We start from the raw sequence: 21720 nt of genomic DNA, 5'->3' as shown, positions 1-21720 counted from the left end.
CTGGCAACGACGAGGCATCGGGCGAACTCTCCGCACGCATCAGTTGGGCGGACCGCTCAGCATTCTCCGGCGAGACTCCGGCGGGACGGGCAGGACCTAGCCATTCCAGCGAAGAGAACCAAAACCAGACAGGTCAACGGCCTCGGTGAGAGCTCAATGACTTCAGAGGGCAGGAGTCTTCTTCACGTTGCGACGAAATCGGAAGGAGGATCAGACCTCCTCGGTGACTTCGATCGTTTGATTACGTCCCCCGTCAGAATCGAAAAGGCTCACTCCTTCCGCTGGGGCTGCGATGACTGGCTCGCCAGGGTTGGGTTGCAGGAAGACACCGCGCGCAAATACACGGAATTGTGGATCGAGGCCAGCAGCACCAATCAGGAATCCGCAGATGTCAGAGAGCAGTTTTGCGGGGAGCGGATCAAAAGCGGATCCGAATGCTTCTGACAGTGAGGCCGGCTCCTTGGCCAGCTGCGCTTCGGCGGCCCATTCTGCATATCGCAACTCGTCGTTCGCTGCGTGGGGACGTCTCAGGTGTCTGACCAAGAGCTCTAGAAGTTGCGGGTACCACTCCGGAAGTACTCCGCCGCCGCTCGAGTCCCCTGGGGCAAGCCGCTTCAAGATCGATTCCAATTGGCGCTTCTCTTGAAGGCCGGCTTGTCCTCCGAATAGGTACTGCTGGAGTGCGCCATCAACTCCGACGACGTGAACAGCTCGGACATTCTGGGCTGCATGGGCGAGTGAGAGGGCGTACAACCACGCGCAATCTATGAAGAGCGCTCTATGCGCGGGCTGATTCGGGTCCAGGACTGTCTTGACATGGCTTAGCTGAGCGACAACTTGTTGCAGGTTTCGATACTCGTCTATTACCCAGTAGTCGAATTGGCGATAGTCGACAAGTCGTTGGATCTTGCTGTCGAGAACGGTGAAGGCTTTCCCGTAGGCGCTCACCTTTGTTTCGTCGAAAAGGATGGAGAGTGGACCAGAGTCGAGATCGAGTTCAGTGGGATGAAACTCCTCAAGTTTTGCGAGGTCCGCCGGCTCGAGGACTGAGATTCGCAGTCGGCTCGCAAGCTGCCGCGACGCGGCAGTGACGTCCTTGGATCTGACCATCCACGCGTCGTCAGAATTGAAGAAATCCGAAACGCCCCGAATCCAGAACATCCTCTCCGTTGAGCCTCGCTGTGTTGTTTTGCAGTCAGATATGACTTTTCGAATCGCGAATCCAGACACGATCGATATTCCAAGCACATCGAGATCCGTGAAAGTTTCAAAACGAGAGGAGTTTCGGCGCCTCGGATTCGCAGGAATTGGAGTTCGCAGAGGCACGTCGACCCTTGTGGTGAATCCCATGCGCCAGAGAAGTCGGCGGGAGTTCATCTTCAGTCCAAGATCGAGTTCACTCACAGTACGGACCTCCCCATAGCTGCATCAAGCATGGCCCGATATTCGCCGTCGTTAAGAGTCACGCTGTCCCTGAGTCGAGCGACGGTTTGGAGCGGAGCCTGGTAGGGAGAGCTCAGCGAGAGCAGCCCTTTCGCATCATCATCCCCGCTGCGGTCAAACATTGGCTCGCCGAAAGTCAGTAGATCCCGAGCAAGCCTGACTGCTTCCAAATTGTCAGGAGTAAGAATCAGCTTTGGCCGAACCCAATTCCCTGCAGGAATGAAATCCACGATCTGCATTCGATAGAGCATCTGGTACTGACGCTTGTGAGAACTGTGCGCGCCCAGGGTGTAGTCCCGGTTCGGATCGATGAGCGCGGTCAGGACCCTGGCTGGATTCCGCGTGCTTGTGGCGCCGCCGAAGTGCTGTCCACAGCGGGTGCATGCGATGACCGCCAGCGCTTTTTCAAGTACCGCTTTGCGGACGGTTAGGAGACTCTTGTCCGGCAGGTAGGGCAGGGTGGCGAATGCTTGATTAGTGCCATTGGGAAGTTTCACCGACGGGGCAATGATGAAGCCACGACTGATCGCATCCGCGAGAGCCGGGTTTGCCAACTCATCCAGTGGCAGCCCCTGATGGTCACGAACTGCAGCCAAGTCTTCGGCGACCCTGCTGCTGCCGTGCGAGGAGAACAAGTCGCCGAGCAGCTCCGGATTCTCAAAGCCAAAGAACGGTGAGTAGAGCACCTCGCCATCAATCGTTGATATCCCCTTGACCAGACTTGCGGCCTTTCCAAGTTCGATTAGACGCGGGGTATCGATCCGATCGAGGCCAAGTTCGGCTTCAAGTTCTTCTGCTGGAACTGGCGAGAATGCCAGCCGTTCAACAACGGCAAGCATCTCCTGCTCAAACTGGCTGGGCCCGCCTTCGTTCCAAGATTCGCCGAGCCTCCCGTAAAGATCCTGATGGTAGGGGACTGTTTCCGTGAAGCCAGTTATCTTTTTGTTCTTGCGCTGAATCGAGATCATATCGGCGCGTTCGAGAGTCTCGAGAACCGGTCCGAAGGCATACGGGCTAATGTCCAGCTGATCGGCGACGATAGATTTCAGCGATTCTGCGTCGGAAATGATGTCCTGGCCGCGAACCAGGGAGGCGAGGCTAGCGGCCATCCCAACCATGCGTGTGTCAGCCAGAGGGGTCAGTGTCGCGCTGTTCGGATCTACGTTGCGCAGCCCAGCATGCACATCCTGGCATCGTAGGCCAGCTTTAAAATTCTCCACTTTGATGGTCCCCCCATGTCCAGTTCGGATACAGAACCCCCAGGGACACGAGCAGGAGGAGCACCGCCAAACGGTTAAAAAATCCCCCCCGTCAGGCAGAACAAATCATACAGTTGACCCGCTTCCCAGCGTGACGAGGGGCGGCCCGCTACTGAAGACTCAATGCCGCAGACGCAAGCGCACGGCCGCGCGTCGAACCGCTATCTAGGAGTAGCGGGAGACCTCTTCACCTCGCGAGGCGGGAGACCAAGACGATCTGCTACCTCCGACTTGGGCGTTCCGAGCTCGAGCATGGAGGCGATGACCGTCGCAGCTACAGTGCGAGCGGCCGCGCTCTGCTTCTCTGCGCGTTCCTGGATGGCTGCGATATCCGCCTGAGCTGTCGCAACAATGTCGTCGAGCGAGTCAGTAGCGACGAAGTAGTCGGTGGCAAGCTGCTCGAGCTTGTCTTCCTTTGCCCGGAACTCTGCCGCTTTCTCGCGTGCGCGAGAGCGGGCGGCAGTCTGCTTCGCAGACTTGCGTACATCGGCCATGGGTGTACCCCTTTCGTGGGTGGAAGAACCATTATGCGGGAGTTCGCCGTGCAAGCTTGGACGCCACAGCGAACGCTTGGGAGGGTGCTCGGGTGCGCAGCCAGGCACGCGTCTACAAGAGAATTGTGCACTGCCTGCTCCGTCGACTCGATAGCCCCTATCTGCAGTCACCAGTCGATCTCAGCCTCCGCTTTCGACCATCTCAATCTTCGATCGAGAACACCCTGCATCCTCATTCTTCGTACAGATATTTGTCACACCTCTGGCATTAGTAATAGACGAGGTAAAGTGAGCGGGTGATGACTATGCATATCCTCTCTGCGGGAGACGGGTATGTGTACTACACCAACGAGGTCGCGACCGGTGATGCGAAGCGTGAGAGCGGTCGTGAGCTGGGCGATTACTACACCGAGGATGGCAACCCTCCCGGTGTCTGGGTCGGCGGGGGACTGGCCGCACTCGGCGTCTCCGGGGTCGTGACCGAGGAGCAGATGAAGGCCCTCTACGGTGAGGGTCTGCACCCCGACACCGAACGAATCATTGCTGCCGCGCAAGCGCAGGGCAAGACCATGGGTGAGGCCACGAAGGCCGCCAAGCTCGGCCGCTCGTACTACGGGTACAGTACCGACGGTACCGACCTGTCCGCGAAGATCACCGCCGGCTACACCGACTTCTCCACGGTGAACGGGCGCGAGCCGAATGTCGCCGACCGGCGGGCAATCCGCACCCAGGAGGGTGACCTGGCGTTCCGTGACGCGAAGGGCCGGCCGCCGGCGGACAAGGACGAGCTGGGCCGGTTCATCACCGCGGCGACGCGTCCGACGCAGCAGGCGGTCGCCGGTTTCGACCTGGTGTTCTCGCCCGCGAAGAGCGTCTCCGTACTTTGGGGACTCGGCGACGAGGACACCCGGAAGACGATCGAGGATGCCCAGGCGGTCGCGATCCTGGACACCGTGTCGTATCTCGAGCGCGAAGCGATCGCGACCCGCGCGGGCACGAACGGGGTCGCACAGATCGACGTCGAGGGCGGCCTCATTGCGACGCGGTTCCGTCACTATGACTCCCGCAATGGTGACCCGCAGTTGCACGATCACCTGGTCGTGGCGAACAAGGTCAAGGGTGTCGATGGGAAGTGGCGAACGATCGATTCCAAGCTCCTTCACCGTCAGGGTGTGGCCGCGTCCGAGTTCTACAACCAACGCGTCATGGACGAGGTCACCACCCGCCTCGGCTTGACCGCGGAGTTGCGGGAAGTGACCCCGGGCAAGCGGCCCGTGGTCGAGATCGCCGGTGTCGACGAGCGCCTCACCGGGGTGTTCTCGACTCGGTCCGCGGACATCAAGAAGGTCGTCGGTCAGCTTGAGAAGGACTACCGGGCCACCCACGGGCGTAGCCCGGACGCGGTCGCCCGGATCAAGCTCGCCCAGCAGGCCACCCTCGAGACCCGCCCCGCGAAAGCCCACGCCCGATCCCTCGCCGGCCTCCGCGCCGAGTGGGCCACGAAGGCCGCCGAACGCGTCGGCACCGCCACCGTCACCAAGCTTCTCAAGGATGCCCGGGCCGCCGCACCCGCCCTGGGTAGCAGGCCGGGGGAGTCCCGGGTGGTGGATGTGGACCGTGCTGCACGTGAGGTGGTGGCGACGGTGTCGGAGCATCATGCGGTCTGGGGTCCGCACATGATCGAGGCCGAAGCCCGCCGCTGGGTCCAGAAAGAAACTAGCCTCGGCCCCGTCCCCGCAGGCACAGTCGAGCTGATCACCCGGCGGGCCCTGGAGACGGACTCGATCGCTGTGACCCCGCCGGCCCCGCACGGTTCCTTCGAGCCCCTGACCCGGCGGGACGGGTCGAGCATCTACGAGCACAAGGGCCGCATGCTCTTCACCTCCACCGGCCTCCTCACCGCCGAAGACACGTTGTTGGCCGCCGGCCGCACCCGCACGATCGCCCCCATCACGGTGGCCGAGTTCGACCATACCGCCGCCCGCCACACCGGACCCTTGGATGCCGGGCAGCGGGCCCTGGCACGCGAGTTCACAACATCCGGCACACTCCTCGTCGTCGCGACCGGGCCCGCCGGCGCCGGGAAAACCACCGCCCTCGGGCTCGCCGCCCGCGCCACCGAGCAAGCCGGCGGCCGCCTCATCGGATTAGCCCCGTCAGCGACGGCGGCCGCCGTGTTCCGCGACGCCGTCGAGGTCCCGGCGGCCACGATCCACTCCTTCGTCCGCGCGTACGACACCCACGGGGATGCCACCCCCGACAGTCGCCACCCGGAGGAGTTGAAGCTGCGTGCGGGGGACATCATCGTCGTCGACGAGGCTGGCATGGCCGGCACCCTCAACCTCGCCAAAGTCACCAGCATTGCCGAGCGTCACGGCGCGCACGTGCGCCTGATCGGTGACGACCGTCAGCTCGCAGCCGTCGAGTCCGGCGGGGCGCTGCGCCTTCTGGAACGCGAAGTCGGGTCCGTCAAGCTCGAGGAGATCCACCGGTTCACGTCCCCGGCCGAAGCCGAAGCGACCAGGCAGCTGCGCGACCCGGCCACGGTGGGGGACCCGTTCCGCTGGTACGTAGACAACAACCGGGTCACCGGTGGCAGCATCGACCGGATGACCGACCACGTCTTCGCCGCCTGGCAGCACGACGACGAGGCTGGCAAGAACGCCGTCATGCTCGCCCAGCAGAACGTGACCGTCACCGACCTCAACACCCGGGCCCAGGCCTACCGGATGGGCTCCGGCCTCGTCTCCGGGAAGAAGTCCTCGCAGCTCCGCGACGGATTGGCCGCGTACCAGGGCGACCGGATCGTGACCCGCTTGAACGACGCCACTCTCCGCACGGGGCGCGGTACCGACCGGGTCAAGAACGGTGACGTGTGGACGGTGGGGAAGGTGCAAGCCGACGGGGCGCTGACCGTAACTCATGCCGGGCATGGCGGCCGCATCACGCTCCCCGCCGAGTACGTGCAGAGCAACGTCGAGCTCGGCTACGCGTCGACCATTCACCGGGCCCAGGGGATGACCGCGGACACCGCCCACGTCCTCGCCGACTCCTCTACCTCCCGTGAACTCGTCTACGTCGGGTTGACCCGTGGGAAGGAAGCCAACCATCTCTACGTCGAGACCGAAGACGCCCAACCCATGAGTGACGTCCTGGCCACCATCGCCGGCCATAGCGACGGGATGCTCTCCGCCACCGAAACCATCCGTGCCGAACAGGCCCGCGTCGATGACCTGGTCACCCTCATCGACCAATACGGCGACGTCGCCGAACGCGCCAACACCGTCCGCTTCACCCAACTCGTAGGCCATACCCTCGACGAGACGGACGCGCAGAGGCTTACCAGCTCCGAGAGCTGGGGGGCCGTCACCGCAGCCCTCACGCGCGCCGAAACCCAGGGCCTTGACCCGGCCAGTGTGCTGCGGGAATCGTGGAACGAACGGGAACGCGGCACCGCAGACGACGTCGGCGCCGTCCTCTACCACCGGATGGAACGACGTTTCGAAACAGCCCCCGCAGACCAGGCGCCGGTGCCAGCGGCCGAGAGGCCGCCGGTGCCGGCTTGGATTGCCGATCGCCGCGTGCTCGATGCTGCAGGCACCGACCCCGCATGGCGCGACCACCTCGCCGAACGGTACGAGTACCTGGCTGTGCGCCTCGAGGAACGCGGCACGGCGATCGCCGTCGAGCAGCCCGACTGGGCGCGGCAGCTCGGCGACGTCCCGGCCGAGAGCGCACGTCGGCAGGATTGGGTGCGGCTCGCGGCCGAAGTCGATGTGTTCCGCGACCGGTACAAGGTCGACCCGACTCAAACGCAGGCCATCCCTGAGGCATATCGTGAGCGCAGCGTTGGTGCCGAGCTTGCGGCCCGGGTGACGGTCTTGCAGGAGCAAACGCAGGCTCAGAGCACCCGGCCGGGCGCGTCCGAGCCCGGGCGACAGAATCCGGCCACCGCGCTCGACGCGATGCGCGCCGCGAACCGCGCGACAGCCGACCGCCAGCGGGAAGCGCAGCGTGCCGCCGGCCTCACTGTGAAGGCTCGCCAGGCGACTCGCGGCGGTCAGGCGACGCAGGCCGATGACCACCGCACTCGGGATGATGGCCGGGAACGGTAGAGCATGGAAGATCGCCGTGCATCTCGAAGCGGATCGATGGACCCATATTTAGCCGAGGCTCATGGTTACTGTTTCCGAGATCTCATCTTCTGGAATGGTGACCGAGCCGACGTCTCCCACTGTAACCTCGTAGAATTTTTCGCCCACGGGCACGTTGTCGGCTGACCAGGCGAACTGACAAGCGAGGAGGCTCCCGTAGTCAATGACAATTCCTTCTTTCAAAGAAGTTGCTCCGACTGTGTCCCCGGTGGCGTTTGTGATTATCACCTGCATAGTTGGCCCGACTTCAGACTCCCTATCGACACAGATTTCGCCTTCTGCGTCTCCCTTAGTGGCAGAGATGTCGAGTGTGCCGTTCACGGTGATACCGTCCGACTCCGACTCCGACTGAGTTCCCGCGCAACCAGAGGAGAGGAGGACGATACCAATAGCTGTAATGGGGAAGATCAATCGTCTGTGCATATTCCCGATTCTATGGTTGGTCGGGACACGGGCCTGGCCACAGTATTTAGCGCAGATTCGGCTTTAGCTTCGCCTCGCTCATGGTGAGCAAGAGCAATGCCGAAGTCTTGAGGGAGCGGCCAATCGCGGAAGTCTTCCTTCGCGGTCTGCATCTCATGGAGAGCGCGATTGTATAGCGCTTCCCGGATGCAGAACTCTATGGCCCTGTTGTGAGTCGATTCATCCCGCCCGATCAGCTCTGTGTCTTCAATGCGGTGGGCCGCGGCGATAAGCCAGTGGTGAAACGCTTCCTCGAACCGCGCTGATACGTGATACTGAAAGGCGTGGTCTTCAACCGTGTGGTACTCGATATTGTTCTTGGCGTGGACGCGCGAGTCGCCGACCATTCCTCTTTTCTTTAAGTCCCAGGGGTAGGACTCACGCTCGTATTCGTCCCCCCTAGGGAGGCGATTCCATGAGCCGAAGTAGAGAATAACCTTTTCATTCGCCAGCTGTGCCAGTTCAGATGTCCAAGTTGCGTCCAAGAGGTTGTTTCACTTTCTGCTTGAAATCCGAAACAGTGATGGGGTGCTAGGGAAGGCGCAAACTCTAATTCTAGGCGTCGCCTGCGGTGGCGGTCATTGCTTCAGTGCTAGCCATAGTCGGACAAATGCTCTGACTTCTGCCTTGCTTGTTGGGCCGGGGTGGTGCGAGTGGTGGTGAGGGGCCCGTCGCGGAACTAGAGATGCTGAGCCATTTGGGGTCATCGGTGTTCTGAGGTTATAGCGTTTGATCAGTATTTATTACTGACATAATAACCATTATCGGTCATATTACCTGTCATAACACCCGCGAATTGGTAGCCTCGGTTCATGATCAGTACGTCAACCGGGGATGGTTCTCGTTCTGGTGCGGATCGCGCGGCACACGAACGCTCCGTGGGTCTGAGCGTTGCTGAGATCGCAGCGGTCTTGCAAGCGCAGCTGGGCCAGGCGCTGCTGGGCGTGATCGTGGGGAAGAACGCCCGGACGCTTGCTCGCTGGGCGCACGCAGCGGTGCGTCCGCCGCACGCGAGTGAGAAGCTCCTCAGGGACACATTTCAAGTTCTTGAGATCCTCAGCTCTGTTCATTCGCCTGACGTTGCCAGGGCGTGGTTCATGGGCATGAACCCGGAACTGGGCGACGCTTCGCCGGCCGAAGCGCTATCGGAAGGACGCTCCCGAGAGGTTATGGCCGCGGCGCGGTCCTACGTCGACCTGGGCTAGGCGTTTCCGCGCGAGCGCGCGACGGTCGCCGATTGCAGGCGGGAGACAATGGGGCTATGGCCCGTGATGATGTTGCTCTTCCCGACGGATACCCCGAGTTCCTCGGCTCGCTCAAGCTCCGGGTTCGCGAGGCTCAGATGCGGGCGCAGCGCACGGTCAACACTCAGCTCATCGGGCTGTACTGGTCCATCGGTCGCTCCATCCTCTCCGAGCAGGACAAGCAGGGATGGGGCGCCGGGGTTATGGACCGCCTGGCGCATGATTTGCGCGTGGAATTCCCGAAGATGACCGGCCTGTCCCGCAGCAATCTGTTCTACATGAGGGCCTTCGCGGCGGCTTGGACGGAGGAACTCCCAATTGTCCAACAGGCTGTTGGACAATTGCCATGGGGTCACATCACAGTCCTCCTCGACAAGCTCGAGGACATCGACACCCGCGCCTGGTACGCCGCGGCAGCCGCAAAGAATGGATGGTCCCGCAACGTTCTGCTCAACCAGATCAAGAACCGCACCCTCGAGAGAACCGGTGCCGCCCCCTCGAACTTCAGTGCCGAGCTAGCACCCGCTGATTCCGACCTGGCCCGGCAGATCGCCAAAGATCCCTACGTCTTCGACTTCCTGGAACTGACCGAGGACGCAGCCGAACGCGACCTAGAACAAGCCCTCATGGACCGCATCGTCGACACGCTCCGTGAGCTGGGAAAGGGGTTCGCATTCGTGGGCCGCCAGGTCCACTTCGACGTCGCCGGCGATGACTTCTACCTCGACCTGCTGTTCTTTCACGTCGAGCAACTCCGGTACGTCGTCATCGAGCTGAAGACTGGAAAGTTCCAACCCGAGCATGCCGGCAAACTTGCCTTCTACGTCTCCCTCGTCGACGACAGGCTCCGACGAGACGCTCATGCGCCCACGGTTGGCATCCTCATCTGCGGCGACCGAAACGAGCACACAGTCCGCTACGCGCTTGGTCGCTCGGCCTCCCCCATGGCCGTGTCCACCTACACCTATGACTCCCTGCCGCCTTCCGAGAAGGACGCGCTCCCAGATGCCGACGAACTCACCTCAGCTCTGGGTTGGGATGGAGCACCGCAGCAGCTCGACTAATTCCTCGCGGACAGCGAGCTACGGCACCCTCGACTAAGCTGACCATCCACTCGCGGCTTGACAAGAACATTGGGACACCCCGCCCGAAAGCTTGATCGCGTGTATAACCCTCGCCGCGAGGATCATACGGACGACTGCGGCTCAGCTGCTTCTCTGCCTCGAGTGGCCATAAGCCAGATGCCGACAGCGACGGCCGCAACAAGAAGTACTGTGACACTGCTGAGGCCGGCTGATTCCCAGCCGGAGTAGACGGACGCCATGTTCAAACCTTGGGTCGTATTGCAGTGAATCTGCGTCGGGAACAAGCTCTGGGTAGTGGCGAGGATGCGACCGCTGGATCGTCCGAGGGCATACTGACACGCTATGTGAGCGCCTTCCCCGATAGGGAAAACGAACCAAACCACAAAAAAGGGCCAGATGGCGAGCAGGGCGGCACCTCCGCTCGCATAGAACACCCCGGCTCGGAAGCGGTCTGAGCGGCCGCTGGCTATTGAAAGGGTCGAAGGTGCCGTGATGAAAATTAGAGCCAGGCCAATGAGGAGTGCGGTCACATCGACGATACCGAAGTAGCTGCCTTGTGCACGGGTGACCAGCGAGCCAACGAAGGAAGTAAGGAGGAGCCCGACGCTGGTGTACAAGGGAAGCAGGGGTAGAGCAGCCGACCAACCCCGGACGGCCTGCGGAGGCGTCTTCGGTATGGTCATCACGATTCTAGACTACCAACCGCTGCGCCGTCTGTCCTCGAAGTCATCTGCCGCCTCTTGGTGTCGTATCGCACAGATCATGCGCGGCGCCATATGCTGGCGCAGCGGAAGCCGCGGTTTTCGCCCGCGGCTTCCACTTCTCAGCTGCCGACAGCTATCCCTGGATTTTGTCCCTCAGCACGTCAGCCCATGCCTGGCTGATGTCCGGGATGAACTGTTTGATGTCGGGTTCGGAGACGAAATCGGCGAGGAGAATCCCGCCTCTCATCGCCTGCACGAGCGTGATGTCGCTCTCCCAGATGTCAATTGCCATTTCAAGGGCATTGCCCAGACTTCCGGAGAATCTGCGATCCAGGTATACTGCGTGCCGCACCGCGTACTCGGGGCCGGTGAAGTAGGACCGGAAGGCGCCTGCGACGGTGGTCTGGCCACCGTTGGCGAGCAGCCAGGCGATGTTCACAGCGGCAACATCCGCTTCGTAGTCGCTGTCATCGTACTGACCCTTGAATCCTCCGATCCACTGCCGCGCGAAGTTGTGCGCGTCAGCCTCGGGGTTCTCCACCTTGTACGCATGGAAGTCAGCAAAGGTCTGGACGAGATCCCCGGCCCACCCGGTCATGTCGGGAACCTGGACTTTTGTGGGGGACGCGGGGTAGCTGTTAGCCCAGGTGAAGCCGTTGATGGCGGCGGTGAGGTGGCTCAGGCTGATGTAGGTCCCGCCTCCAGGGTTGGCGAACGTGTAGACCCGCTCCCGCCCCAGAGTGTCAATCCAGGTGATGAAATCTTGGTTCAACGGTCCGGCCGCAAGGAACCAGCTACCGTCGTTATAGGTCTGCCGCAGGTAGTGGAGCACGAGGTCGTTCTCCGGTGTGGAGGTGTCGGGGTCGATTGCAACTTTGTAGTAAGCGGCGCGGCCCTGGAGCCAGTCCATGTAGTCGAGGTATGTCGCCGGAGTTGTTACGGCTGAAACCCCGGGGTCGCGCCCCTGTTTGACGTCCTTGTCGATATTGATGGCGCCGTCACCGGCGCCCTCGACGTACTCCAAAATCTGGTCGAAGGCCCAGTTGGTGGGCAGCGGGTATCCGAGGTTTCCGCTGTAGCCAGTTGACATCCCACTCACGAAGCTTGTAGTGGCGAGCCCCACCTCCGACACAATTGAGCAGGTGTTCCTCGAGCCATAGACTCCGACCTTGTAGAAGTCGCCGACGTCCCTGAACTCCGCGACGATGCCTTCGAAGAACGGAACGACCGAGTTGTAGACCTCAGATTCGTACGCGTCGAAGTCGGCGGCGAAGTAAATCGTCGTTCCGGCCGGGAATCCGTACGCTCGCGCAGCAGCGTGAGCCGTCCGGCCGGCGTACCGTCCTTGGCTCTCGTCGAAATACTCGACAGCGTCGCCGCCCTCTTGGAAGATCGGAAAGACCTTGAACCCGTGAGCGAAGAGTGTTGCCAGTTCCCCAGGCTGAATCTTCTTGTTGGTCGGATCGGGGCCCGGGTAATTCGTGAGGTACCGGCCGACCGTGTCGTAGCCTGCGTTCCTGAGAGTGGCGGCGTACTCATCGGTGATCGCAGTGATGCAGTCGGCGGCTGTGGCAGGCCTGGATGTGTCTCCGGTGCTCACGAGTAGAGATGCCCAGGTTACGAAGTCCGCTGTGCCTGTGACCGGCAGTTTTGCGAAGGCTTGGAATGCGCGGACGACGGTGGCGGTCGCCGCGGTGTACGTCGAGCTGAACGGGGTGGCGTAACCGTTAAACGTCAGCGCCGCCTGGAAGAGATGGACGAAGTACTGGATCGTGTCAGTTGAACCCTCTGCGACGTGTGCCTGAGCGCGGATCCCAGCTTGCGTACCGTTGCCGAAATAGCCGTTCGCGACACCATCATCCATGCCGATTTCGTACTGGAGGGCGAAGAGGAGCGCTGTTTGAACGGCCCGCGAGAACAGGCCGTCTGCGGGAATAGCGAAGAAGTCGGCTCGCGCGATGTAGCGGTTGTTGAGCGCTCGCTGGATCGTCTGAATCTGTGTGGTTCCACCGTCCAGGAGTACGTAAGCATCCATGTTCAGCAGGGCTTTGAAGACCTTCGGTGTCATCCACCCGTTGCTGGCTGAGAGACCCATGTCCACCCGCAGCGACTTCACGGCTTCGACGGTCATGACGCTGTAAGACCCGTCAAGAACTCCGTTGCCGCCGTTGTACCCCTTGCAGTAGAGGCCGGCGCGAATGATGTTATTGATGCGCTGCGCTTTCGTGTTCGGTGCGGTTGTCGGGCCGATCGGTGCGATGTCTTCGACGGCGGCAAAGGTGCCAGGTCCGAAGTTTTCGGACAGCTCGGTGAATCCGAGCTCATGCTGCAGCGCTCGGGTGAGCCCGTACATCGTGGACCAACCGGTGACACCCGTAGCCTCGACCAGCACCCACCCGGGAACTGCGCTGTACGTCTGGTTGAGGTGAATCTGGACGTCTTGAACCCATGGATCTGTCATTTTGTTCTCTTTCAATTTGTTTATTTGCCCGAAGGCGGGGATGTCTCGTCCTATGGAGGAGAGGCGGTTGAGCGAGTTAGCGGGTCGCGTCTTCTTGAGTCGACGCGAGGGGTGGTGCCGGCGCGAGTTTTGGCCAGTGACTTTCGATCCACGAATTCACGGCGGGAGTTGCCATCACCTGTGCCACGATTTTTGCGAGAAACGCCACACCAACGACTGTGAAATTCACGGTTGCGAACACCCATCCAGGGACCACAGCGTCATACGGCGGCGACGATATGAATGCCTGAACGGTTATCAGGACGGCGTTCGATGTGGGCAATAGGGCGACTAGGGTCTGGACGAAAGTCCTCCAGGAGGTACGCCGCGGATGGGCGATTTGAGTGGGCATCATTTTGGTTCTTTCTGAACGCGCGCGGTCCGTTGTTGAGCCGCGATGGGGCGAACGAGCGTCACGCCGATGGCGGGAGACTGGTACTCGTCGGAGAGGGCGCTAAGAGTGCGCAATGTTCTGTAGAGCGGATAAAGTTCTTGGGCCGAGCTGGCTATCCAATGGGCCGATGTAGCCGCCTTGTCTTGCTAGCGTCTGCAGCGCGCGGTAGGTATTGATCCCCGGCACCCCATCGACGGGACCTCCGTAACCAAAGCCGCGCAAAGCCGACTGCAGTGCAGCCCACGTGAGGGTTCCGGGGACACCATCAATCGGACCGGTGTAGCCATAATGTCGCGCGAGCTGCTGTAAAATAATGCCTTCGTCGCCGGCGTGACTCGAGCTATCGGCGAGGTGCTGACCCACGTAATCATGAGACCAGCCTCGATAAGTGGCATTCGTGTGCGTTCCGTAGCTGCCAACAGAAGACGTGCCGATTGCCGTTCCCCAACTCTCGTCGAGCTGGTTAGTGGCCATCATGATTCGCCGACCGCCGCCCACAAGATCCATTCCGACGTGGCCCGCGGTAATGCCACTGATGTCCCACCAATGGAACGAGCCAGTTGGCGCCAGAGACGCGTCAAACGAAGTTATTGAACTCGCTTGGCGCGCCTCCGTGGCAGTGTCGGCTGACCAGTCGAAGCCCCCGGCGCGAAACATCAAAGACGCGCACCAGTTCTTCCATGAACCACTATCCCTCTGCGGATTTGCTCGTCCCCAGGCTTCGGCCTGTTCAACTGTTCGCGCCATTTGGTTCCCCCCAATGTGTTGCTGCAGAAGCTCCCCCGAGCTCCTACATAGAACATATCATCGATTAGTAGAAACTTGCAATTCAGAAATATGGAATACACATTCGATTTTGTCTCTGGTGAGGTGAAACTGATTCGCCCGGATGAGCCCAAGGCGTCGAGCTCCGTGCCTCATTCAACCGCTGGTCACCGACAGTGCGCATCGCTGCTGTGCGGGCGGCATGACGGACGGTGGCGCTTCCGCCTCACGAGACTCCTGCCTCGTTGTGAGGCCGGGCGATGGGAAGGCATCTCAGGGCAGCCGGCGCAAGCCGGACAGCCCGCGAGACACTCGTGTAGTCGCCCAGCGCGCGCTCAGGTGGTGGGCGAAATCAACGTACGGACACGCCGCGATTCGCCGACAGTCGGCGGTCGTGGCTAGCATTCGTAATGCGCAGGCTATCCTCCACAAGCGGGATGGTGGAGGCGGCGAATGGGGGCGCGTGAGCGGAAGGACCGCAGTGTCGGCTGTCGAACCACGACGGAGTTCACCGAAGGTTGAATCGCAGGGGTATGGCCGTCGCCTGTGGATTTCTGTGGCCACGACCCGTCTCACTTTTGATCGAAGCACGCCCAGTCGTTCTCATCATCTTCTCCCTTCGCTTCTGCGTCGGAGGCCTGTTGGGATCGGCCGCCCACCCGTTGAGCTATTCGGGTGCTGGCACCGGGCACCTCGCGTGGCTCGGTGTGGTCTGGGCTGTGTACCTGCTGAATGGAGTCACCGACCGCGATGAAGCCACGGCGAACGGCTCGGTGCGACCTATCGCCCGAGGCCTACTGAGGCCAAACACTGCGCTGCGTTTGTGCGCCATACTCTCTCTCGTCGATCGCGTTGTTCAGTGCCGTCTTCGTGTCGCCGCTGCTCCTCGCGCTGGCCGCCGTCATGCTCATGCTGGGACTCCACTACTCCGCGGGAGCCAAGCCTGCGAAACGGCACGGCGCGCGGGCACTGCTCGTCGCATCGGCAGGTGTCTACGTCACCTACATTGCCGGCGCCGCGGCATATGCCGGCGTAATCACTACTGACGTTCTTGTGTTCGCCCTTGTGATGTCTTTGTGGACGCTCGCCGTCGGCAGCACGAAGGGCTTCGGCGAGATGGAGGGCGATGCTGCTTGTGGGCGACGCACCCTCCCCATCGTATTCGGGTTGCGAGCGGCCGTTCGCCTGTCAGCGGCGGTGGCATTGCTCGTGGCCTTCATCGGGGCTATCGCCGCCCTCACGACTCAAAGCGTGTGGCCGTTGGCGCTACTGCTCCCGGCCGCCGCAATTCTCTGCGTTCAGCTCGGAGTCGTCACCGCTTCGGCCGGCCGGCTGGAGCTCAGACGCCCGTATCGAGCATTCATGGTCTCGCAATTCGCCGTCAATGGGCTTGCTGCGGCAAGCTTCGCTCGTGGCGCAGTCCGAAGTGCCCTGTGAACCACCAAGCAGCCGCGCCTGGCTCGCTGCGCTTTCAGTTAACTGTGCAGGTCCTCCGTAAGTGTGAAAGCACGCCTTGCGGCCGTTGGCAGCCCGCTGGTAGCAGATCGGGTTGTCAGCCGGGAGTTAGGTGCTCAGGTGCGCGGCATCCTCGACCGGGCGTTTACGTCCCTCGATGCCCTGCCCGACGCCCTGAAAGAGGCCGGACTTCACCAGCCTCTTGTCGCTGCACCAGATACCCACATAGGCCGCGTGCGAGCAAACCAGAGTATCCACCCGTCCGACAGTATGGCGGCCGCCAACCTCCTCTTCGACGTGTCTCTGCACACAATCACCGAACTAGCACCGGGCATCTGGGAAACCACCGCCCTCGCCTTGGCACTCCACCGCGCGGTACTCGAGAACGTAGGACCAACATCAACCACGTAGATCAACGTGCTTCTCGGGCGGTTGTCCGGAGCCCACATCGAAGAGCGACTTGCCATCTCGCGGGACCTTCACGACCGAGTCGCTCATGGCATTGCCGTGGCGCAGCAACAGCTGCACCTATCCGGATTCGTGGACAGCGACGATGGAAGGGCAAGTTACATCCGCGTAGGCGTTGAGAGTCTGCAGCGTACTCTCGCGGACACTCAGTTGATCGCGACGGAACTGCGGTATTTGGTCTGGATCGAAACAGCTCCATGACGCCCTGACCGTATTCGCCCAGGACGCTGACCCGTCATTAACTCCTGTGCTTGTCTCCGTCCGCGGTGAGGCCCAGCGGCTGATGAGCGGTGTGCAGGAGGATGCATTCATCGTTATTCGAGAACTCGTGTTAACGCCAACTGGAATTCGCCCTAGAACTCGCCTGGCAGAAGTGGCCCTATCTTCAGTCGGCGTTAACACCTCGTCGGCAACGCCCGCCGTCACGCCACCGCGAGCGTCATTCCCGTCGACTTTGCTTGGTCGCCGGCGCCGGCGCCGGCGCAGGTGCTCGTGACCGTTAGCGACGACGGCCAAGTATTCAACCGTGCGCATGTTCGACCGGGTGCGTTTGGTCTCATCGGAGCCCGCGAACGAGCCGAAGTCATCGGCGCCGAACTGGAGATCATCGCGACCATCCAGGCCGGCTGTCTCGCCGGACTACCGCTACCACCAAGCGCTACTCGCCATTAACGCTCAACCTCGGCCAGAGTACTGTCCCTCGCCGACAGAAACCGCGCAAAGTTGACAATATCGAACGCGGAGGAGCAAATCGTGCTCCAGGCTGAACGCCTGGGCGCCGAGATGACTGAGAGGGGCATTCTCCGGGGCGGCGTTGCCCAAACGACCGCGATGCGGAACGCGCACTAGCGCTCTTTGATAAGTCTGAAAAGCCTGCCAGGTGTTGCGACCGCTCCGGTTGCCAGAATTCCCACAATCGCACCGAAAAGTCCTGCAGCTACGATCTTGAAGCCTGCGATGAACAGTTCGTCGGGTCTGGAGACCAAGAAGCGATCGAGTAACCACAGGAATGGGGTCACTGCGCTGAGAAACGGTATCGCCCACCAAAGGATCTCTACCGATAGCTGAATTAGAAGCGCTGATCTCGACATTCCCAAGTGACGGGCGAGAGCAAACTCAATCCGACGTTGGCGAACTATCAGAAATGCAAGTACGAAACAGAGGCACCACGAAGCAAGAGTGGCTGCGCGCGTAGGTCGATTCAAGAAGAGCGATTCGCCGTCATACACTCGACCAAGTGACGAATTTAGTTGAGTGACAATCACTTTTGTGTCGTCATTCTGGACAAATACGACTCGGCTGATAATTGAACGAGCGTTCGCTGGGACAGGCCAAAACTCTGCCCAGCATTGGTCGTACCAGCCTCTTGCTGCCTGGATCGACACGGCAGAGTTGCTGAGGACCTGCAGGCGACCGTCGTCAGGATAGCCATACACTTCCGTTAGCGAAGCCTGCCCCTGATTCGTCAGGAATTGTTGGCCGGGCCGAAGCCCGACCCGTGTTGCCAGTCGCTTCTCCAGAAGCAACCTTGAATTGGTTATATCGCTTGGCGATTGCCCAAGTTTTGCGAGCCCGAGAACCCTCCGGATTCCAGGGGTCCCGTCATAGAAATCGATCTCCTGGCTCGGGAGATTCGCTGTTCGTAGTTTTTCGCTCCTCCCGCGGAGCGCACCTGACGCTCTCACCCCGGGAGTGTGGGACAGTAAGTCACACGTATTTCCGCTCACTTGTCCGTCGGCAGTGAGCACGAGAGTAGCGGCACCGCTTTCTCTGAACTTGTGTGATCCGTCCAAGATTGCTCCGATTGCCGTCCCATCTGCCAAGACCATAATCATTGTCACAATGGTGATGCCGCCCAACAACCAGCAAGCTCTCGCAACTCCGGCAAAGACGTTGCGTCGCGCCTCGCCTGCGATCTCTTTCCACCTCACAGGTGACCGAGAGTCAATGTCGATCTGCATGAATTGGCCACTCGCGTGTCATGCGTGGCCACGACAACCACGCGGCCTTCGCCCGCCATCTTTCCGAGAACGTCGATTACGGACTGGGCACTGAGGGGATCGAGCTGTGCTGTCGGTTCGTCAACGAGAACGATCTGGGCACCTCCGATCGCAGCACGGGCGAGCATGAGTCGCTGGGCTTCGCCGCCAGAAAGTTGAGAGAACTCGCGCATGCGTGCTCCACCGAGACCAAAATCAGCGAGCGCCTCGGACGCCTGGAATTCCGCGTCCGATCGCTTCACCCCTGAGGCGATCAGAGGAAAGACGAGATGATCAAGCAAGGTTCTGCCGGGCACACCGAAGGGGTTCTGGGGCACCCAAGTGATCGATGAGAGTGGCGATACGTCCACTCGACCTTCGGCGGGTTTTAGCCACCCTGCCAGGATGGCTAGCAACGTGCTTTTTCCGGATCCGGACGAGCCCAAAACGGCAATGAGGTCACCCGAAGTGAGTTGAAAATTCAAGTCTTGGAACAAGGGAGCCCCGTAGTGAAACCAGTGCCCGAGCCCCGATACGGTCACGAGCATGGCCGCTGCGATTTCGGAAAGGTCTGCACGGCCTTGGGGATATCGGCAGCCGAGAACGTGATCGTGGCGTTGCCCAAACTAGAAGCAAGAACCGCAATAGGAACGGCCGCGGAACTATTTGCATCAAAAACGCACTTGACCTCGCCCGTAGTACGGATGGCTCCACCAGGAACGTTCGCTGCGCTGATTGGCGCTGCTAGACGAAGTTCAGCGCTGAGTGACGTCTGCGCTGGTCCGTTCAATGAAGCGATGACAGCGGACGCTTCAGGGGTAGCGGCAATGGACGCTAGTCCGTCCACGTCGGCGATTGTCCCAGATGAGTCTAAGGTGGCAGTGGTTGAGCCGACTGTTATTATGCGAGCACCTGGAGTCATATCGCTCGGCAGATCGACCCTCCCAGAAATGACCACATCCGGGACCGCCGCAAATGCGGAACCAGCCTGCACCTGACTTCCCAAGGTTGCCGGGCATCCGGCCACGGCCACCTGAATAGTCGGGAGCCACATGACTCTTGTCATCGGCAGCCCCCCGTCGCCACCGTCTATGCCCATGGCTTGCTCAAGGCGATTTACCGCGTCTGACGTTGACTTATCCCATCGTCCTGACGTACCTGAGTCATAGCCAATCCGGGTGAGTTCCTCTTGCAGCGCTGCAACATCCGGACCTCGCGTCCCGTAGTCGAAATCACGCCACATTGGGGTGCTCAGATGTAGCGCGAGTATTCTTTGTCCGGAAATCTCGATGGGCGCGGATCCGGAATCAAGCCGACCGCCCTTGCTACATGAAATCTGAGTGATCACCCCGGTAGCCGGAATGCTGATGTCCGGCGCGGGTTGCACCTTCAGCTCAATCGTTACCTTTCGCGCGTCCAGAAAAGGTTCAAGAGCAATGGGGGCAGATGAAGGAGCGACACCGGCACGGAGGTCAGGTGGTGTTGACAACGGTTGCAGGGCCATCGCGGTCCCGATCCCAACCCCAATTCCAACGCAAAGAACCAAGATGTTCTGGGTAGCAGAGCGCGATCCCTCACGCATCGGTATATGGATCGTTCAAGCAGGCCTGCACACCCGGATCGGACATATCAAACGATGCAGAACTGAGTAACCCTTTGGAGGCTTCGTCTGGAGTTGATTCCGCATCAAACTGTCCAGGCGTGTACGAAGGGTCGACGTACTCTCCCGCGATGAGACACTTGACTACCATGTCAGAGTAGTCCTCATGCTGGGGGTTCCGTTTTTGATCGGCGTATAGGGAAGCGACAAGCAAGGTCGTCCCTTTTGCGCATGATTGTGACACTTCCACGTACGCATCCATGTGTGCGCGGAAGTCGGCGTCACTCGCAGTGGCTGGAGTAGACGACTGCTCTACGTACAGTCCGTCGCTATCTGGACCGGTGAGCTTCGCGTTCGGGAACCCTCCCTGTTGAACGCAGGAAATGTAGCGCTGCATTGACTCGCTGTATTCGCTTCGTTCGATGTTGTCGTCGGCGAAGACCCCTTGCTCGAAAATGCTGCTGGCGCGAGCCTTGGCATCGGCAATGTCGAGTGCCCATAGTTCCTCGCCGGTCAACGATGGCCCGGAAGTACCATTTGCAGAACAACCAGTGATGGCCACTGAGATGGCGGCGGCACAAAACACGGTAACTGTGAACTTACGCATATTTACTTCCCGATTTTTTCGGTTTAGTCATTTTCCACTCGGTCGCACGGCGACGGGTGGCGAAACGTCAATGGGACCGCTTCGCCACCCGCCTCAGTTCTTATTACATGTAGCAGGTGAACCAAGATTCGTGGGCGTATCCTGCAGTGAACGATGCATGCGACTCAGCCCCCCAACTCCCCCATTGCGTGATCAGGCTTCCACCGTAGTTCCGGGTGACGTACGCCCGAACCATAACATTCGATGGATTCTGCCTCCAGGCGTTGGAGTGGGACGAGTCTCCGCTCCACTTTGAGTACCCGATGCAGTCGCTCGCGGCGGCTTGTGCGGCCGGCGCAGCCAATCCGACAGACATCGCGACTGCAAGCACAGCAGTGAGTGTTGCAGTCTTCAAGACGGCATGTTTCTTCATTGATGTTGCCTTTCGATTTGGGTCGTTCCCCCCAAGGCCACGCCCAGGATGTCGACGGCTCCAGCATAGGGCTACCACAACCATCGCGACCGCGTTCTGTCTCGAATTGATCTTCAAGATTTCTAGTCGAAAATTGCCTTTGATCCCATTTCTAGGAGTGTGGGGCGACACAGTTAATGCAGACCCGAGCGCGCTCAGTGGCACATTCGACCGAGCTGCTTGGGTGCTTCCGTACGAATGTTGGCGGTGGTTGCATCCCAAAGACGTGGCGAACTCTTCAGTTACAGCTCCTCGTCGTCCGGCGGCATCGACGCGGGCACGATCCTGGCGGTGGTGTCCTTGCGGCGGTGGAGGTGGCCTTGGTCGGGGTCGCAGTCGCGGAAGGGCCCGTTGCTTTTGTCGAAGATCACTGCGGCGTGGCGGTCCCAGTGGTTGATCCACCAGGACGACACGGCGCATGCTGGCCTGCCAGAGGGCCTTGAACCTGGCGACTACCTCGGGGTGTAGCCACCATTGGGTGCACCACGGTGTTGGTTTGGTGCCGGTCACCTCGACGGTGTCGAGGTGACCGGTCAGCCAGTCGAGGAACATTTGGCGGACGTCGACCGCGTCCTCTTCAGGGCCGGTCGAGTCGTCGTCGTCGTGCTCAGCCATGGGCTGCTACCTCCGCTGCAGTGGTGTCGTCGGGAACCGCG

15 protein-coding genes and 1 pseudogene are annotated in these 21720 nt (G+C 60.8%); 4 read left to right on the top strand and 12 right to left on the bottom strand.

Annotation, left to right across the window (positions count from 1 at the left end; genetic code table 11):
* Positions 1-210: 210 nt before the first annotated feature.
* The 3 genes from E3N94_RS03245 to E3N94_RS03235 all read right to left on the bottom strand — a co-directional run bounded on the left by E3N94_RS03245 (position 211) and on the right by E3N94_RS03235 (position 3196).
* Positions 211-1404 carry a hypothetical protein gene (locus E3N94_RS03245; protein WP_134569782.1) on the bottom strand — a complete coding sequence of 398 codons (1194 nt, stop codon included), beginning with the start codon at positions 1402-1404 and terminating at the stop codon, positions 211-213.
* Positions 1401-2552: a hypothetical protein gene (locus E3N94_RS03240; protein WP_198416250.1), complete on the bottom strand. Its 1152-nt coding sequence runs from the start codon at positions 2550-2552 to the stop codon at positions 1401-1403. Before E3N94_RS03240 ends, E3N94_RS03245 begins: the two co-directional genes overlap by 4 nt.
* Positions 2553-2863: 311 nt before the next feature.
* Positions 2864-3196 (bottom strand): hypothetical protein, encoded by a 333-nt coding sequence (locus E3N94_RS03235; protein ID WP_134569780.1) that lies wholly within the window; start codon positions 3194-3196, stop codon positions 2864-2866.
* 299 nt (positions 3197-3495) lie between these two features.
* Between E3N94_RS03235 and mobF the strand changes: the two genes are divergently transcribed.
* Positions 3496-7311 carry a MobF family relaxase gene (mobF, locus tag E3N94_RS03230; protein WP_134569779.1) on the top strand — a complete coding sequence of 1272 codons (3816 nt, stop codon included), beginning with the start codon at positions 3496-3498 and terminating at the stop codon, positions 7309-7311.
* 48 nt (positions 7312-7359) lie between these two features.
* Here mobF and E3N94_RS03225 read toward each other — a convergent pair whose 3' ends face one another.
* Positions 7360-7761 carry a hypothetical protein gene (locus E3N94_RS03225; RefSeq protein ID WP_206750949.1) on the bottom strand — a complete coding sequence of 134 codons (402 nt, stop codon included), beginning with the start codon at positions 7759-7761 and terminating at the stop codon, positions 7360-7362.
* Entirely contained in the window at positions 7758-8297 is a 540-nt protein-coding gene (locus E3N94_RS03220) for a hypothetical protein (RefSeq protein ID WP_134569777.1), read from the bottom strand. Before E3N94_RS03220 ends, E3N94_RS03225 begins: the two co-directional genes overlap by 4 nt.
* A gap of 327 nt (positions 8298-8624) precedes the next feature.
* On the opposite strand from E3N94_RS03220, the gene E3N94_RS03215 reads away from it, so the two are divergent.
* A complete protein-coding gene (locus tag E3N94_RS03215) occupies positions 8625-9017 on the top strand; it encodes a hypothetical protein (protein WP_134569776.1) in 393 nt (130 codons plus the stop codon).
* Positions 9018-9073: 56 nt separating this feature from the next.
* On the top strand, positions 9074-10120 hold the full coding sequence (locus E3N94_RS03210) for a PDDEXK nuclease domain-containing protein (RefSeq protein WP_134569775.1): 1047 nt from the start codon (positions 9074-9076) through the stop codon (positions 10118-10120).
* 858 nt (positions 10121-10978) lie between these two features.
* Here E3N94_RS03210 and E3N94_RS03205 read toward each other — a convergent pair.
* Together E3N94_RS03205 and E3N94_RS03200 are read right to left on the bottom strand one after the other, a co-directional pair.
* Entirely contained in the window at positions 10979-13306 is a 2328-nt protein-coding gene (locus tag E3N94_RS03205; protein ID WP_134569774.1) for a glycoside hydrolase domain-containing protein, read from the bottom strand.
* Positions 13307-13799: 493 nt separating this feature from the next.
* Positions 13800-14486, bottom strand: coding sequence for a peptidoglycan-binding domain-containing protein (locus tag E3N94_RS03200; protein WP_134569773.1), 687 nt, complete (start codon positions 14484-14486; stop codon positions 13800-13802).
* A gap of 828 nt (positions 14487-15314) precedes the next feature.
* Between E3N94_RS03200 and E3N94_RS03195 the strand changes: the two genes are divergently transcribed.
* On the top strand, positions 15315-15941 hold the full coding sequence (locus tag E3N94_RS03195; RefSeq protein ID WP_134569772.1) for a UbiA family prenyltransferase: 627 nt from the start codon (positions 15315-15317) through the stop codon (positions 15939-15941).
* Positions 15942-16067: 126 nt separating this feature from the next.
* On the opposite strand, the gene E3N94_RS16405 is transcribed toward E3N94_RS03195, so the two are convergent.
* From E3N94_RS16405 to E3N94_RS17030, 5 genes and pseudogenes are all read right to left on the bottom strand, one after another.
* Entirely contained in the window at positions 16068-16217 is a 150-nt protein-coding gene (locus tag E3N94_RS16405) for a hypothetical protein (RefSeq protein ID WP_166790049.1), read from the bottom strand.
* Between the two features lie 2137 nt (positions 16218-18354).
* A complete protein-coding gene (locus E3N94_RS03185; protein ID WP_134569771.1) occupies positions 18355-18954 on the bottom strand; it encodes an ATP-binding cassette domain-containing protein in 600 nt (199 codons plus the stop codon).
* Positions 18945-19910 (bottom strand): peptidoglycan-binding domain-containing protein, encoded by a 966-nt coding sequence (locus E3N94_RS03180; RefSeq protein ID WP_166790047.1) that lies wholly within the window; start codon positions 19908-19910, stop codon positions 18945-18947. Before E3N94_RS03180 ends, E3N94_RS03185 begins: the two co-directional genes overlap by 10 nt.
* Before the next feature lie 70 nt (positions 19911-19980).
* A complete protein-coding gene (locus E3N94_RS03175) occupies positions 19981-20613 on the bottom strand; it encodes a hypothetical protein (RefSeq protein WP_134569769.1) in 633 nt (210 codons plus the stop codon).
* A gap of 693 nt (positions 20614-21306) precedes the next feature.
* Positions 21307-21616: pseudogene (locus E3N94_RS17030) on the bottom strand (DUF4913 domain-containing protein).
* Between the last annotated feature and the right edge of the window lie 104 nt (positions 21617-21720).

The sequence above is a fragment of the Cryobacterium sp. Sr3 genome, assembly GCF_004402835.1.
GTDB lineage: Bacteria > Actinomycetota > Actinomycetes > Actinomycetales > Microbacteriaceae > Cryobacterium > Cryobacterium sandaracinum.
This window is presented reverse-complemented; position numbering and strand designations above follow the sequence as displayed.